Origin of the sequence: Nocardiopsis metallicus, assembly GCF_014201115.1 — a bacterium.
Lineage (GTDB): Bacteria > Actinomycetota > Actinomycetes > Streptosporangiales > Streptosporangiaceae > Nocardiopsis > Nocardiopsis metallicus.
In genome coordinates, this window is the sequence record NZ_JACHDO010000001.1 from 1,850,948 (window position 1) to 1,865,251 (window position 14,304).

At 70.5% G+C, this 14,304-nt stretch carries 15 protein-coding genes; 11 read left to right on the plus strand and 4 right to left on the minus strand.

Features of this window, described 5'->3' with window-relative positions:
- Nucleotide 1: 1 nt before the first annotated feature.
- Together HNR07_RS07910 and HNR07_RS35510 are read right to left on the minus strand one after the other, a co-directional pair.
- Nucleotides 2-1,564: a proton-conducting transporter transmembrane domain-containing protein gene (locus tag HNR07_RS07910; RefSeq protein ID WP_184363877.1), complete on the minus strand. Its 1,563-nt coding sequence runs from the start codon at nucleotides 1,562-1,564 to the stop codon at nucleotides 2-4.
- On the minus strand, nucleotides 1,561-1,689 hold the full coding sequence (locus HNR07_RS35510; RefSeq protein WP_281386380.1) for a hypothetical protein: 129 nt from the start codon (nucleotides 1,687-1,689) through the stop codon (nucleotides 1,561-1,563). The genes HNR07_RS07910 and HNR07_RS35510 overlap by 4 nt, the downstream gene beginning before the upstream one ends.
- Before the next feature lie 76 nt (nucleotides 1,690-1,765).
- Between HNR07_RS35510 and HNR07_RS07915 the strand changes: the two genes are divergently transcribed.
- The 7 genes from HNR07_RS07915 (at nucleotide 1,766) to HNR07_RS07945 (ending at nucleotide 7,839) form a co-directional block, all read left to right on the plus strand.
- Entirely contained in the window at nucleotides 1,766-2,065 is a 300-nt protein-coding gene (locus HNR07_RS07915; protein WP_184363880.1) for a helix-turn-helix transcriptional regulator, read from the plus strand.
- Nucleotides 2,062-2,919, plus strand: coding sequence for a DUF6671 family protein (locus tag HNR07_RS07920; RefSeq protein WP_184363883.1), 858 nt, complete (start codon nucleotides 2,062-2,064; stop codon nucleotides 2,917-2,919). Before HNR07_RS07915 ends, HNR07_RS07920 begins: the two co-directional genes overlap by 4 nt.
- A 180-nt stretch (nucleotides 2,920-3,099) precedes the next feature.
- Nucleotides 3,100-4,167 (plus strand): AAA family ATPase, encoded by a 1,068-nt coding sequence (locus tag HNR07_RS07925; RefSeq protein WP_184363886.1) that lies wholly within the window; start codon nucleotides 3,100-3,102, stop codon nucleotides 4,165-4,167.
- A 22-nt stretch (nucleotides 4,168-4,189) separates the two neighbouring features.
- Nucleotides 4,190-5,158 (plus strand): DUF58 domain-containing protein, encoded by a 969-nt coding sequence (locus HNR07_RS07930; RefSeq protein WP_184363889.1) that lies wholly within the window; start codon nucleotides 4,190-4,192, stop codon nucleotides 5,156-5,158.
- Between the two features lie 96 nt (nucleotides 5,159-5,254).
- Nucleotides 5,255-6,202 (plus strand): VWA domain-containing protein, encoded by a 948-nt coding sequence (locus tag HNR07_RS07935; RefSeq protein ID WP_184363892.1) that lies wholly within the window; start codon nucleotides 5,255-5,257, stop codon nucleotides 6,200-6,202.
- Between the two features lie 129 nt (nucleotides 6,203-6,331).
- The gene (locus tag HNR07_RS07940) at nucleotides 6,332-7,063 is read left to right on the plus strand and encodes an HAD family hydrolase (RefSeq protein WP_184363895.1); all 732 of its coding nucleotides are present in this window, start codon (nucleotides 6,332-6,334) and stop codon (nucleotides 7,061-7,063) included.
- Entirely contained in the window at nucleotides 7,060-7,839 is a 780-nt protein-coding gene (locus HNR07_RS07945) for an NUDIX hydrolase (protein ID WP_312893669.1), read from the plus strand. The genes HNR07_RS07940 and HNR07_RS07945 overlap by 4 nt, the downstream gene beginning before the upstream one ends.
- A gap of 76 nt (nucleotides 7,840-7,915) precedes the next feature.
- Here the strand turns inward: HNR07_RS07945 and HNR07_RS07950 are convergent, their stop codons facing one another.
- Nucleotides 7,916-9,178 (minus strand): APC family permease, encoded by a 1,263-nt coding sequence (locus HNR07_RS07950; protein ID WP_184363898.1) that lies wholly within the window; start codon nucleotides 9,176-9,178, stop codon nucleotides 7,916-7,918.
- Between the two features lie 346 nt (nucleotides 9,179-9,524).
- Nucleotides 9,525-10,028 (minus strand): dsRBD fold-containing protein, encoded by a 504-nt coding sequence (locus HNR07_RS07955; RefSeq protein ID WP_184363901.1) that lies wholly within the window; start codon nucleotides 10,026-10,028, stop codon nucleotides 9,525-9,527.
- Nucleotides 10,029-10,166: 138 nt separating this feature from the next.
- On the opposite strand from HNR07_RS07955, the gene HNR07_RS07960 reads away from it, so the two are divergent.
- The 4 genes from HNR07_RS07960 (at nucleotide 10,167) to HNR07_RS07975 (ending at nucleotide 14,194) form a co-directional block, all read left to right on the plus strand.
- Nucleotides 10,167-10,814, plus strand: coding sequence for a class I SAM-dependent methyltransferase (locus HNR07_RS07960; protein WP_184363904.1), 648 nt, complete (start codon nucleotides 10,167-10,169; stop codon nucleotides 10,812-10,814).
- 195 nt (nucleotides 10,815-11,009) lie between these two features.
- Nucleotides 11,010-11,570 carry a TrmH family RNA methyltransferase gene (locus tag HNR07_RS07965; protein ID WP_184363906.1) on the plus strand — a complete coding sequence of 187 codons (561 nt, stop codon included), beginning with the start codon at nucleotides 11,010-11,012 and terminating at the stop codon, nucleotides 11,568-11,570.
- Between the two features lie 228 nt (nucleotides 11,571-11,798).
- Nucleotides 11,799-13,187 carry a hemolysin family protein gene (locus tag HNR07_RS07970; protein WP_184363909.1) on the plus strand — a complete coding sequence of 463 codons (1,389 nt, stop codon included), beginning with the start codon at nucleotides 11,799-11,801 and terminating at the stop codon, nucleotides 13,185-13,187.
- Nucleotides 13,184-14,194, plus strand: a complete 1,011-nt coding sequence (locus HNR07_RS07975; protein WP_184363912.1) for a hemolysin family protein — start codon at nucleotides 13,184-13,186, stop codon at nucleotides 14,192-14,194. The genes HNR07_RS07970 and HNR07_RS07975 overlap by 4 nt, the downstream gene beginning before the upstream one ends.
- The last annotated feature ends 110 nt before the right edge of the window (nucleotides 14,195-14,304 follow it).

Here is a 14,304-nt window from a genome sequence, read left to right on the forward strand (position 1 = left end):
TTCAGACTCCAGACGGGATTCGAAGGGAGGGCTGTCTCGGGGTCGTGCTGCGCCATCCGTCATCGGTGACGACCGTGCCCGCGTCGAGCGCCCGTGTGTACAGCACCGAGCGCGTGCTCTGCGAAGACCTGAACCAGACCAGGGAGAGCGCCGCCATGACGGCTGCGGGGACCAGTACCAGCCAGGGGCTTGCGGAGTGGGCGGCCTCACCGAGCACCGGCCCGAGGAAGTCCTTGGCCACGGCCACCAGGGCCGCGTAGGCCACGCACACGCTCGCTGCCGCACCCATGCCCACGGCTGCGCGCCCCGGTGTCGCTCCGAGCCAGACCCACAGGGCGCGCGCCGCGCTGAACCAGGCGAAGGCGAGCAGCACGATCGCGCCCGGCTGTTCGAGGGCCCCCCGCGCGAAGGTGGCCAGGGCCAGTGAGATCGCCGCGGCGGGCACGAGCGCGGCCGCTGCCAGCCGCAGGGGTGGCGGCCAGCCGGTTCCGGCCGGAGCGGGGAGCGGGACGGCCCGGTGACGCTTGCGGTTGTGGATGGCGGAGTCGACGCTCAGGAACAGTGTCGCCTTGTACATTCCGTGCGCGACCAGGTGGAAGACCACGGCGGCGAAGGCGCCCAGCGCGCAGGCCATCACCATGAACCCCATCTGGCCGATCGTGGAGTAGGCGAGCGCGCCCTTGGCGTCGGGGCGAGCCAGCATCAGCGCCGTCCCGTAGAGGGCCGTCAGCGCTCCTACCGTGAACGCCAGGTGGGTGGCCAGGCCGGACGCGCCGAAGACCGGGCCCATACGGACCAGCAGGAAGCCCCCCGCGTTGACCAGCCCGGCGTGCATGAACGCGGAGACCGGGGTGGGGGCTGCCAGGGTCGCAGGCAGCCAGCGGTGCAGGGGCACCAGCGCGCAGCGGCCCATCGCCGCCACCAGTAGCAGGCAGGCCACCAGGGGGGCCGCGGGTACGCCCACGCCGAAGAGGTGGAGCTGTTGTCCCGCCAGTTCCTGGGCCCCGGCCTCCACACCGCGCAGGTCGAGGCCGCCGATCGTCGTCCAGAGCACGGCCGCGGCCGCTATCAGCGCGAGGTCGCCGACGGCATGGGCCGCTGCGGTCCGGCGCAGGCCCGTTCTGGCAGCAGGCAGGTCCGAGCGTTGGGCGAGCATCACCAGAAGGCCCAGACCGCTGGCGACCCAGGCGGCGACGAGCACCCCGAACGTGGCGGAGCTCACCAGGACCGCGACGGCCGTGGTGGTGGCTCCCATGGCCGCGATCAGGCGTGCTTGACGCGGGTCGCCCGAGAGGTAGCGGTTGGCGTACGACTGCACCACGGCGCTCACGCCGAGCACCAGGGCCAGCATCACCACCGACAGGCGGTCGGCGAACAGCCCGGGGGCGGTGACCGGGCTCTGGGAGAGCGCGGAGAACGCTGTGGGGACGACCGCGCAGAGCGCGGCTGCCGCGGCTGCCGCGCCGAGCGCGCCGGCGCGGTCACCGAGACGTTCGGAAGCCAGCACGCATACCAGCGCGGCCAGTCCCGGCAGTGCCACCGCCATGACCAGCAGGGCGCTCATCGGGTCCGCCCCGGGGTGCGCAGCGGTCGGGCCGCGAAGCGGGTCGGGGGTTCCTGGGGCTCAGCGGTGCCGTGCGCGGGCCCGTGCACGCCCTCTATCGCCGCGTCGGCTTCTCTCCATGACATACGCAAATCTATACACGAATTATAAGACGTGAGTCAAAGAGCGCGACTGAACCGTCGCATGAAGTAGGGTGGGCCCGTGGCCGACTGGACTTTTCTCACCAACCACGCCCATGTACTGCTGTGCCTGGCCCGTGATCCGTACATACGCCTGCGCGACGTGGCCGAGGCGGTGGGCATCACCGAACGCGCCACCCAGCGGATCGTCGCCGACCTGGCCGAGGCCGGCTACCTGGAACGCACCCGCGAGGGCCGACGCAACCACTACCGCCTGCACCCCGAACTGCCCCTGCGTCACCCGCTCGAACGCGACCACGCGGTCGGCGACATCCTGAGGGTCCTGGACAACGGCTCCCCTCCCACACAGGGCGCAGCTTGAGCGGCACCCACCCCTACCGGGGCACCCCCGTCGCACTCGCCACCAAGCACGCCAAGGAACACGTACTGGCCCCCGCGCTGGCCCGCGCCCCCGGCCTGCGCGTCAGCGTCCCCGAACTGGATACCGACCGGCTCGGCACCTTCACCGGCGAGATCGAGCGTCCCGCTCCGGCGCGGGAAACCGCCCTCCTCAAGGCCCGGCTCGGGATCGAAGCCAGTGGGCTTCCCCGCGGGCTGGCCAGTGAGGGCAGTTTCGGTCCCCACCCGCAGGTGCCCTTCGTCCCCGTGGGACTGGAGATCCTCGCCTTCGTGGACCACGACCTCGGCATCGAGGTCGTCGAGCAACGGCTGAGCGAGCACACGAATTTCGCCCACACCACCGCCTCGGCACTCGACCAGCAGACCGAGCGCTTCCTGGCCTCGGCCCGCTTCGGGGAGCACGCCCTCATCGTCCGTCCCAACGCCGGCGACACCAACGACGGCCTCCAGAAGGGGATCGTCTCCCGCGAGGAGCTCGCGGAGGCGATCCGCCGCTGTGCCCACGCCTCAGAAGACGGCCTCGCCTTCGTGGAGACCGACATGCGGGCCCACCACAACCCGACGCGTATGCGGCAGATCGCCCTGCTTGCCCGACGTCTGGCCGACAGGCTCAGCGCTCTGTGCCCCGCCTGTGCAGCACCCGGCTACGGCACCGTCGACACACGCCCCGGACTGCCTTGCTCCGCATGCCGCACCCCTACCGCCCGTATCGCGGTCGAGGTCCAGGGCTGCGCCCGCTGCGAGCACCGGCGACCCCGCCCGGTCGCGGGCGCCCGCGCGGCCGACCCCGGGGAATGCCCCTACTGCAACCCCTGACGGATCGGCAGCCCCCGGCCGCTGCCCAGCTCACCCCGCTCCCATGCCCGTCCCAGGTTCTGGCCTGGCGTTGTCTAACGGACCGAGAGCGCCTAAACAGGTAGTGTCGCCACAGGTGATCCACAACCTACTCCTTACCGGCGTCCACGTACGGGGCGCCGAGTCCGGGAAGGACGGGACATGGCAGAAACCTCACCCGGGAACGGTTCCGCTCCCGCACCGGGGCCGGAGAGCGCTCCGGGCGAGCCGACCCGGCTGCTGCGGGCGGCACTGCACGAGGTGTCCACGGTCATCGTCGGCCAGGAGCGCATGGTGGAGCGTTCCCTGATCGCCCTGGTCGCGCAGGGGCACTGCCTCATCGAGGGGGTGCCCGGCATCGCCAAGACCCTGGCGGTGTCGACCCTGGCCAAGGTCACCGGAGGTTCGTTCTCCCGGGTGCAGTTCACCCCCGACCTGGTGCCCTCCGACATCGTCGGCACCCGTATCTACCACCCCTCCACCGAGCGCTTCGACGTCGAGCTGGGCCCGGTCTTCGCGAACTTCGTGCTCGCCGACGAGATCAACAGGGCCCCGGCCAAGGTGCAGTCGGCGCTGCTGGAGGTCATGGCCGAACGGCAGGTGTCCATCGGCGGGACCACCTACCCGCTGCCCTCCCCCTTCATCGTGATCGCCACCCAGAACCCGGTGGAGTCCGAGGGCGTCTACCCGCTGCCCGAGGCCCAGCGCGACCGGTTCCTGATGAAGGTCACCGTGGGCCACCCCCAGGCGCACGAGGAGATGGAGATCCTGCGCCGGATGAGCTCGAAGCCGCCGACCGCGCACCAGGTCCTGGACCCGGTCACCCTGGGAGAGTTGCAGGCCGACGCCGAACGCGTGCACATCCACCAGCTGATCGCCGACTACGTGGTGCGCCTGGTCATGGCCACGCGTGAGCCGGAGAACTACCAGATGCCCGACCTGCGCCAGGCGCTGGAGGTGGGGGCGAGCCCGCGCGCCACCCTGGGACTGGTCGCGGCCGCCCGCGCGCTGGCGCTGCTGCGCGGGCGCGACTACGTGCTCCCCGACGACGTTCGGGTACTGGCCCACGACGTGATCGCGCACCGCCTGGTGCTGACCTTCGACGCCCTGGCCGACGGCGTCACTCCGGCCCAGGTGGTCGACCGCATCCTGTCCACCGTTCCCGCGCCCCGGGTCATCTGGGACGAACCGCCCACCGGTGAGACCGCCTCCTTCGCCTCGCAGAGATAGGAAAGGGTGACGAGGTGATCGTGTGAACACACCCGCCATCGGTACCGATCCGCGGCTGCGTGCGGCGTTGCGGCGGTTGGACCTGCGTATCGTGCATCGCCTGGACGGGTTGTTGCACGGCGAGCACCTGGGGCTGCGCTTGGGGCCGGGTTCGGAGGCGGCCGAGGCCCGGCTGTACCAGCCCGGTGAGGACGACGTGCGGCACATGGACTGGGCGGTGACCGCCCGGACCGACACCCCGCACGTGCGCGACGTGGTGGCCGACCGCGAGTTGGAGAGCTGGACGCTGCTGGACCTGTCGCCGAGCATGGACTTCGGGACGGGTCTGCGTTCCAAGCGTGACGTGGCGGTGGGCGCCCTGGTGGCGACCAACCTGCTCACCCAGCGGGTGGGTGACCGCTTCGGCGCGCACTTCCTGCACGAGGGGCGGGTGCGGCGCTGGCCCGCACGGTCGGGCAAGGAGGCGCTGCTGTCGTTGTTGGCCACGGTGGCGGCCGCTCCGCGGGGGGACCAGCGCTCCGCGGACGCGGAGCGGGCGACTCTGGCCGAGGCGGTCGGCGATCTGGTGCGGACCCGGCGCAGGCGGGGGCTGCGGGTGGTGATCTCCGATTTCCTGGACACCCCGGCGTTCGGCGGCGAGGTGAGCTGGGAGCGTCCGCTGCGCCAGTTGGGCTCGCGCCACCAGGTGCTGGTGGTAGAGGTGGTGGACCCGCGTGAGCTGGACGTGCCGAATGTGGGTGACGTGGCTCTGCGTGATCCGACCACGGGACGGGTACGTGATGTGCGTCTGACCCGTACGGTGCGCGAGCGCTACCGCAGGGCGGCCGAGGCACAGCGGGCGGCGGTGCGGGGGGCACTGCGCCGGTGCGGGGTACACCACCTGGTGTTGCGCACGGATCGGGACTGGGTCCTGGATACGGCGCGGTTCGTGATCCACCAGCGCCGGACCGCCCACCACATGGCCAGGCACACCCCGGGGGTGCCGCGGTGAGTGCTTCTGAGGACTCGGGGGACTCGGACGGAGTGCGGGTGACAAGGGCGCGGGAGGGTCCCGCGCCAGGACGGGCACGGGGGACGTGAGGCAGCCATGACCTTCCTGGAGCCGCAGCGGCTGTGGTGGCTGCTGGCCCTGCTGCTACTGGTGGGCGCGTACGTGTACGTGCAGCGGCAGCGGCGCGAGTACACGGTGCGTTTCACCAACCTGGAGCTGTTGAACCAGGTGGTGCCGCACCGGCCCGACGTCCGCCGGCATGTTCCGGCGACGCTGTTCACGCTGGCTCTGGGGGTGCTGATCGCCGCGATGGCGGTGCCCGCGATGCCGGTCGAGGCGCCGCGGGAGCGGGCGACGATCATGGTGGCGGTGGACGTGTCGTTGTCGATGGCGGCCAACGACATCGAGCCGGACCGGTTGCACGCGGCCAAGGAGTCGGCCCAGGGGTTCGTGGGGACGCTGCCGGACCGGTTCAACGTGGGGTTGGTGTCGTTCTCGTCGACCGCGACGGTGGTGGCGCCGCCCACACAGGACCACGCCTCGGTGATCGGGTTGATCGAGAACCTGCGGCTGGGGCCGGGGACGGCGATCGGTGAGGGGGTGTTCGCCTCGCTGGAGGCGATCCGCGGCTTCGACGAGGACGCGGAGGAGGATCCGCCGCCGTCGGCGATCGTGCTGCTCTCGGACGGGGAGAACACCAGTGGGCGCGATATCGCGCAGGCTTCGGCGGCTGCCGCCGAGGAGGAGGTGCCGGTGTCCACGATCGCGTTCGGAAGCGGGGCGGCGATGATCGAGATCGACGGCTACCAGGTGCCCGCCGACATCGACAAGGAGGCGTTGCAGGGGTTGGCCCAGGACACCGGGGGGCACTTCTACGAGGCCGAGAGCGAGACGGAGCTGGACGAGGTCTATGAGGACATCGGTTCCTCGCTGGGTCTGGAGATGGTGCATGAGGAGATCGTCACTCGGTTCGTGATGGTCGCGATCGTCTTGGCGCTGGCGACCGCATTGACCTCACTGCTGTGGTTCCAGCGACTTCCCTGATGTGGAGAGAACCAACCCTCGGCATCAGTGATGTTGGTCACATCCCTTTAGGTGGGGTTTACACCTTTTCCTGCGCGGCTACCGGTTAGCGTTGGCATGTTTTGTCATGCCCATCCACTTCGAGGAACGATGCCGAACACACCCGCACCCCCGGCCGCGATCTGCTTCGACCTGGACGACACCCTCATTGACGACGTCGCCGCCTCGTCCGCGGGTCTGCGCGCGGTCATGGAGCGGCTCGGCCACCCAGACTTCGGCGCCGCCCGCGCGCTGTGGGACGCCCAGACCGAAATCTCCTTCGGCGCCTACCTGCGCGGCGACCTGAGCCTTGAGGACCAGCGCCGCGAGCGCATCCGGGCCCTGGCCGTCCAGGCCGGCCACAACGACGTCGCCGACCAGCACTGCGACGACCTCTACCGCCTCTACCTGGACGGCCACCGCGCCGGCTGGCAGGTCTTCCCCGACACCTTCGCGGTGCTGGGCGCCCTGTCCTCTGCCGGCTACCGGCTGGCCGTGCTCACCAACGGCATCGAGGCCCTGCAGCACGCCAAGCTCCAGGCCCTGGAACTGACGCCCTACTTCCACGCCGTGGTCTGTGCCGACACCGTGGGCGCGGGCAAGCCCGACCCGCGGATCTTCCACGCCACCGCCCAGCGCCTGGGCGTGGAGCCCAGCGCCTGCTGGCACGTGGGCGACCAGATCCAGGCCGACGGCGTGGGCGCGGTGTCCTCGGGTATGCGCCCGGTGATCGTGGACCGCCAGGCCCGCCAGCCCCTCGAGGGCATCACCACCCTTACCGGCCTGGACGGCCTCCTGCGCATGCTCGGTCTGCCCAGCGCGGCCGCGACGGGCGCACTGTGAGCTCGATCGACGACTGGATGGCCCGCCGGGTCACCGCGCACCTGATCACCTCCGGCCCCCAGGGGCCGGTCCTGTCCGGCACGCGTGTGCTGTTCGGCCAGGACCCCGAGGAGGTCGCACGTGAACTGGGCGGGCTGGAGCCGCAGGCGCCGCTGGTGGCCCTGGAGGTGCTCACCGAGACCGTGAGCCTGTACCGGGGCCGGGCCCTGCACGTGGACCGGGTCGTGTTCGCCGAGCCCCACCTGGTCTCGGCCTGGCCCTCGGTGGTGCCCGTCGAGGGGTTCACCCCCGCGGCCCCCGCCCTGGCCGAGGAGGAGCCCGGTCCCGCAGACGACGCGCGGCCCCGGCTGCGCCGCTTCGCCTCCTACGGGATCGTCACCGACGCCGCCGGGCGCATCCTGCTGAGCCGCATCGCCGAGGGCTTCCCCGGCGCGGGCACCTGGCACCTGCCCGGCGGCGGCGTGGACACCGGTGAGGACGTGCGCGCGGCGCTACGGCGCGAGGTGCTCGAGGAGACCGGTCAGGCCGGTGTGGTCGGTGACCTGATCAAGGTGGCCAGCCACCGCCGGACCCGGACCAGCGGAACCGACATCTACTCGGTGTGGGTCTTCTCCCACGTGCACGTCCTCGAACCGAGCGAACCGCACGTGCTCGAACAGGACGGCTCCACCGCCGACTGCGGGTGGTTCACCCCCGCGGGGCTGGCGGAGCTGCGGCTGTCCACCACCGCCCGGCGCGGCATGGAGTTCCTGGTCCAGCACCGCCGACTGCGGTGACCGGGGTTCCTGGGGCCGGAGTTGTTGAGGCACTGCGGAGCCCCGGCCCCGACCGGGCCCCACCGACCGGCGGCGGCTAGACGAGCACGTGGTGGCGCAGCCACCACAGACCCGCGCCCGCCCCCAGCACAAGGACCCCGGCCACGACCGCCGGCAGCGGCAGGCTGGTCGCCAGGACCACACACCCCACCAGGCCGGTGACCGGAACGATCAGCGGCGGACGGTTCTCGTCCGGGCCCAGGCGCAGCGCCGAGGCGTTGGTGATGGCGTAGTAGACCAGCACCCCGAAGGCGGAGAAGGCGATCGCGCCGGTCAGGTCGGCGACCAGGATCAGACCGATCACGATGGCCGCCACCACCGCCTCGGCCCGGAAGGGCACCCCGTAGCGTTCGCTCATGGCGGCCAGCGGACGCGGCAGGTGGCCGTCGGCGGCCATCGCCGCGGTGACGTGCGAGACCCCCATCAGCAGCGGCACAAGGGCGCCCAGACTGGCCAGCGCGGCCCCGGCGATCACGAACGGCACCAGCAGGGGGAACCCGGCCACCTGGACCGCGTCGACCAAGGGCGCGTGGCTGGTGGTGAGGCGCTCCCGCCCCAGCACGATGAGCAGGCCGGTACCGATCACCAGGTACAGGGCCAGGACCGTGCCCAGCGAGAGCGTGATCGCCCTGGGGATGGTGACCCGCGGATCGCGCACCTGCCCGCCCAGGGTGGCGATGCGCGCGTACCCGGCGAAGGCGAAGAAGATCATCCCCGCGGCGCCCAGCACGCCGAAGGAGCCCGGCCAGGGCCCCAGCCCGTCCACCTGGGCCACCGCGGCCAGGCGCCCGCTCAGCAGCATCGTGACGAACACCGCGACCAGGACCGCCAGCACCAGCAGGAGCAGCACCTTGATGACCAGGGTGGATCTGCGCACCCCCCGGTAGTTCACCGCGGCCAGCACCACCACCGCGGCCACAGCCACCGGTTTCGCGTACTCCGGGACCGTGTAGGCCGCGAAGGTCAGGGCCATCGCCGCGCAGGAGGCGATCTTGCCCACCACGAAGGACCAGCCCGCCAGGTACCCCCACAGGTCGCCCAGGCGCTCACGCCCGTAGACGTAGGTACCGCCGTTCTCGGGGTGCCGGGCGGCCAGCCGGGCCGAAGAGACCGCGTTGCAGTAGGCGACCGCCCCGGCGATGAGGATGGCGACGGGCAGCCACGCCCCGGCGCCCAGTGCCGCCGGGGCGAAGACCGAGAACACCCCGGCGCCGAGCATCGCCGCGGCGCCGATGGCGGCCGCGTCGACGGTTCCCAGCGTCCGGGCGGATCTGGCCTGCGGTCCGGAAGAGGTGGCCAACGAGGTCTCCTTGGGTGAGTGTCTGCCGGCGCCTGGCCGGCGAACGCGCTTCTCCCCGTTCCCGCGGTCCTGGTCGCTCCGGAAGGGAAGCACGAGCGGCGGGGGACGGGGAGGCCCGTAGGAACGGGACAAAGGTCGTGTCCAACTTCCGAGTGTGCCCGATACCGGCGACCGCCGGGTGCGAACCGTTCCACATCAGTATCCAGGAGTGACCTCTGACGCCGCCTCCCGGCACCGCGCGCGCCCCGCACGGTGCCGGGTTCGGGCATGGAGCGGCCCCCGGTGGTGGACCGGGGGCCGCTCCCAGTACGGTCGCGCCCGGATGGGCGCGGACAACGCTGTGGGGTCAGGTCGGACGCCAGGGCGAACCGGTGTTGTCGTTGATGTCCTCGGCCGCGACCTGGCGCAGCTGACGTGAGAGGTCCGACAGTGCCCTGGAGACGGCGAGCTCCTCGCCGATCTCGGGGACGTCCATGTCCGACGGGTGCTTGCGGGCCATCCCGTGGCCGCGCAGAGCCGTGCCGTCGTCGGCGATCAGCCCCACCTCGGCCCAGGTGCGCGCGGCGTCACCCTCGCTCTCCTCGGCGACGACCACGTCCACGTTCCAGCGCTTCATCGTCTGCATGGCATCCGCTCCCTCTCCGTCCGCGCCCGGACCGGGCGGGTGTTCGATGTGCGCGTCGGGTCCCGGGTAGACCAGGACCTCGTGGCCCTGCTCACTGTCTTGCCAGTGCACCTGGTACGGCGGTGCCCCCTGCGCGCCCCGGACCTCGGTGACCACCCCCGTGCGGCGGTGGGTGTCGGCGTTCGGGCTCTCGACGACCAGCCGGTCTCCTACCTCTGCTCGCATGGGTTCCCCCACAAACCTCGCTTGTCTCTATCTTCCGGGCAGTTTCGCCCGGGGACAGGGGGTTGATCCTTTCGTTTCCGGTGGTATGCGAGGTTTTTGCCGTCACGACCTCCCAGCGCCGCCTGGTAGCGTCACGGCGTGGCCCAGCACTACTTCGACTCCGATCCCGACGCCGCCAGCCGGCCCTCCACGGCCGACCTGGTCCTGCCCGACCTGCACCTGCGTCTGCACACCGACCGCGGCGTCTTCTCACCCGACAAGGTCGACCTGGGCACCCGGGTCCTGCTGGAGAGCGTTCCCGCGCCGCCCGCCGAGGGCCGCCTGCTCGACCTGGGCTGCGGCTACGGCCCCATCTCCCTGACGATGGCCTCGCGTGCGCCCGGGGCCCAGGTGCTCGGGGTGGACGTCAACGCCCGGGCCGTGGGGCTGGCCCGGCGCAACGCCGCCGAGCACGATCTGCGCAACGCCCGTTTCGCCGTGGTCGCCCCCGAGGGCGGCCTGGCGGCGGAAGGGGGCGAGGGCCCGGCCCCTGCTGCCGAGGACCTGCTCGGCCCCTTCGACGCGATCTGGTCCAACCCACCGATCCGGGTGGGCAAGAACGTGCTGCACTCGATGCTGCGCACCTGGTTGAACCGGCTCACCCCCGAGGGCGTGGCGCACCTGGTGGTCCAGCGCCACCTGGGCTCGGACTCCCTGCAGAAGTGGCTGGACGCCCAGGGCCTGCCCGCCGAGCGGGTGGCCTCCCGGGCCGGTTTCCGCGTCCTGGCCGTACGCAAGGCCCATTAGGCCCCGCCGGCCCTGGCGCCGCACCGGGCACGCGCCCCGGTACCAGGCCGGGCCCACCGGTCGGCTCCGAACCCGAATGCCCGAACCTACCGTGACGTGTCACGGGTCACGCGTGCGCGCACGACCCCCGCCCGGTAATGTGTATCGACAACCGCCGGGACCGCCCGGCCCACAGCTTCGAGGAACACACCGCAGTTGAGCACGCAGTTGCGTCCCACGGACGTCAAACGCCTGAACCGCCAGTGGCGCAGGCGCACCGAGGGGCGTCTGGCCCTTCTCGTCGAGTCGGTCACCCAGCCCTACAACCTGGGATCGATCCTGCGCACCTGCGCGACCTTCGGCGTCGACCAGCTCTGGCTCACCGGCAACAGCGCGGACCCCGACGACCCCAAGGTCGGCAAGACCGCCCTGGGTACGTCCGCGAAGGTCGCGCACACCCGCTTGTCCAGCACGGCTGAGGCCCTGGACGCCGCCCGCGCCGGCGGCTACAAGGTCGTGGCCCTGGAGCTGGCCAAGGGCGCCGTGCCGCTGCACGCCGCGCCGCTGGAGTCCGACGTGTGTCTGGCCGTCGGAGCCGAGGACCACGGCTGCTCCCCCGCCCTGCTGGCGGGCGCGGACGCCGTCACCTACATTCCGCAGATCGGCCGGGTCGGATCGCTGAACGTGGCCGTGGCCACCTCGATCGCCCTCGCCGAGGCCCGCCGCCGCGAGTGGGCGACCTTCGGCGACGAGGCCGACGCGCCCGTCGGGAACTGAGCCGGGGAATCTTTCCCCGCCGCCGGTCGTCCCTTCTTTGACCAGAACCACATATTTCACACACCCCACGCGCACAGGCGCAGAGAGAGGAACAGTGGATCCGTCCCGAAGTACCGGCAGCGTCCCCCAGGGATGCTGTGACCCAGACCTCGACGAGCCCCCTTCTCCGAAGGGCGCGCACCTGAGCAGGACCCCTGTTAGCAGGCGGAACCAGGCGGTGCGTGCCCGATGATCAGCACCATTCTCACCATCTTGCTCGGCGTAGTCGTCGTTCTGCTGCTAATCGCGGCCAACGGGTATTTCGTCGCCCAGGAGTTCGGCTACATGGCCGTGGACCGATCACGTCTCAAGGCGCGGGCCGCAGCCGGCGATACGGGGGCCAGAAGGGCCCTAGCGGTCACCAACCGCACTTCGTTCATGCTCTCCGGGGCACAGCTGGGAATCACGGTCACCGGACTGTTGGTCGGTTTCGTGGCGGAGCCCATGATCGGCACCAGTCTCGGAGAATTGCTGGGAGGCGCCGGTGTGCCCTTAGGCACCGGCGTAGCCATAGGAACCATCACCACGCTGCTGTTGTCGACCGCAGTACAGATGATCTTCGGAGAGCTGTTCCCGAAGAACCTGGCCATCGCCAAACCTGAGCCGGTGGCCCGCTGGCTGGCTCTGTCCACGAACATCTACCTCAAGGTCTTCGGGCCTGTCATCTGGGTGTTCGACCAGGCCGCGATCTGGCTGCTCAAGCTGGTGAACATCACCCCGGTGGAGGACGTCCAGCACGCGGCGACACCGCGCGACCTGGAACGCATCATCGCCGAGTCCCGTGAGACCGGTGACCTTCCCGCCGAGGTGTCCACCCTGTTGGACCGCACCCTGGACTTCCACGACCGCACCGCCGGGCACGCGATGATCCCGCGCCCAGAGGTCACCACCGTGGAGGAGGGCGACCCGGTCAGCCGGGTCGTGGAACTGATGGCCTCCGACCACTCCCGCTTCCCCGTCCTGGGTGAGGGTGTGGACGACATCGTGGGCGTGATCTGCCTGCGCGACGTGCTCGCCCTGGGCGACCGCGACCTGTCCGGCATCCGGGTCAGCGAGGTGGCGCGGCCTACCGTCATGGTCCCGACCTCGCTCCCGCTGCCGGGTGTCCTGGACCAACTGCGCGAGGCCGGTGAGGAGTTCGCCTGCGTGGTGGATGAGTACGGCGGACTGGCCGGCGTGATCACCACCGAGGACCTGGCCGAGGAGCTGGTCGGTGAGATCGCTGACGAGCACACACCGGAGGAGAAGGCCCCGGCGCACCTGGACGGCGAGGACGGCTACCTCGTGCCCGGCGCGCTGCACATCGACGAGGTCGAGCGGCTGATCGGCCACGACCTGCCCGAAGGAGACTACGAGACCATCGGAGGTCTGGTCATCCACGAACTCCACCGGCTTCCGCTGGTGGGCGACCGAGTGGACCTGCCGCTGCCCCGGCCCTCCAGCGCTCACGACGGCGACCCTGACACAGCGCTGACGCTGACCGTGAACGCGGTCCAGCGGCACGTGCCCAGCACGGTGGAACTGCGGTTGATCAAGGTCACCGATGAGCAGGTCAAGGAACGGGAGGTGTGGGCATGAGTGACATGAACGTGTGGTTGGCCCTGCTGCTGACCGCCCTGATCATCGCATTGAGCGCGTTTTTCGTGGCGATCGAGTTCGCCTTGGTGGCCGCGCGCCGGCACCGTTTGGAGGAGGCAGCACAGACCAGTTTCGCTGCACGGGCAGCGCTGAAGAGCGCCCGCGACCTGTCCTTGCTTCTGGCCGGTTCTCAGCTGGGTATCACCCTGTGTACTTTTGCCCTGGGTGCGATCTCCAAGCCCGCCTTCCACCACATGCTGGAGCCGTTGTTCGGTGCTCTGCCGACCTCGTTGGGCTACTTGCTCTCATTCGTATTCTCCCTGATCATCGTGACCTTCCTGCATCTGGTGGTCGGCGAGATGGCACCCAAGTCCTGGGCGATCTCGCACCCGGAGAAATCAGCGACCATGTTGGCCGTCCCGATGCGGGCGTTCATGCTGGTGACGCGCCCGGTCCTGATAATGCTCAACGGCATGGCCAACTGGGTCCTGCACCGCTTCGGCGTACAGGCGGTGGACGAGCTGATCAGTGGCCACAACCCGGACGACGTGCGCGAGCTGGTCGAGCACTCGGCCAAGGCGGGCGCTTTGGATTCGGAGCGCCGTGACCAGCTGGCCACGGCCCTGGAGGTCAACTCCCAGCCGATCCAGGAGCACATCACCCCGCGCGAGGAGATCGCTTGGGTGGGTCCGGACGCGGGGGTGGAGGAGATCAAGCGGGTCTCGCGCGAGTCCACGCATCTGCGCCTGGTGGTGATGGAACAGGGTGAGGCGGTGGGTGTGCTGCACGTGCGTGAGGCGCTGACCAGCCCGGCCGACACCACCGCCGCCGACCTCATGCGCCCGGTGCTGACGCTGTCGGCGGCCACACCGATGTACGCGGCGATGGGCATCATGCGGGAGAGCCGCAGCCACCTGGCTCTGGTCGAGGAGGCGGGTGAGCTGATGGGTCTGGTGACCCTCCAAGACATCCTGGACCGGCTGTTGCTGCTGGACACCGCAGCCTGAACCGAGCAAAGGACGAATAAGAGGGCGAAACCGGTTGGTTTCGCCCTCTTATTCGTGCCATCTGGAGCTGTGCCAGAAAAAATCTTCCTTCTCTTTAAAGTCCCAGAGAA

What these genes read in the sequence shown, in the direction of transcription:
- HNR07_RS07910 (WP_184363877.1), bottom strand. Translation starts at nt 1,564, where the DNA reads ATGAGCGCCCTGCTGGTCATGGCGGTGGCACTGCCGGGACTGGCCGCG.
- HNR07_RS35510 (WP_281386380.1), bottom strand. Translation starts at nt 1,689, where the DNA reads ATGTCATGGAGAGAAGCCGACGCGGCGATAGAGGGCGTGCACGGGCCC.
- HNR07_RS07925 (WP_184363886.1), top strand. Translation starts at nt 3,100, where the DNA reads ATGGCAGAAACCTCACCCGGGAACGGTTCCGCTCCCGCACCGGGGCCG.
- HNR07_RS07935 (WP_184363892.1), top strand. Translation starts at nt 5,255, where the DNA reads ATGACCTTCCTGGAGCCGCAGCGGCTGTGGTGGCTGCTGGCCCTGCTG.
- HNR07_RS07940 (WP_184363895.1), top strand. Translation starts at nt 6,332, where the DNA reads ATGCCGAACACACCCGCACCCCCGGCCGCGATCTGCTTCGACCTGGAC.
- HNR07_RS07955 (WP_184363901.1), bottom strand. Translation starts at nt 10,028, where the DNA reads ATGCGAGCAGAGGTAGGAGACCGGCTGGTCGTCGAGAGCCCGAACGCC.
- HNR07_RS07970 (WP_184363909.1), top strand. Translation starts at nt 11,799, where the DNA reads ATGATCAGCACCATTCTCACCATCTTGCTCGGCGTAGTCGTCGTTCTG.
- HNR07_RS07975 (WP_184363912.1), top strand. Translation starts at nt 13,184, where the DNA reads ATGAGTGACATGAACGTGTGGTTGGCCCTGCTGCTGACCGCCCTGATC.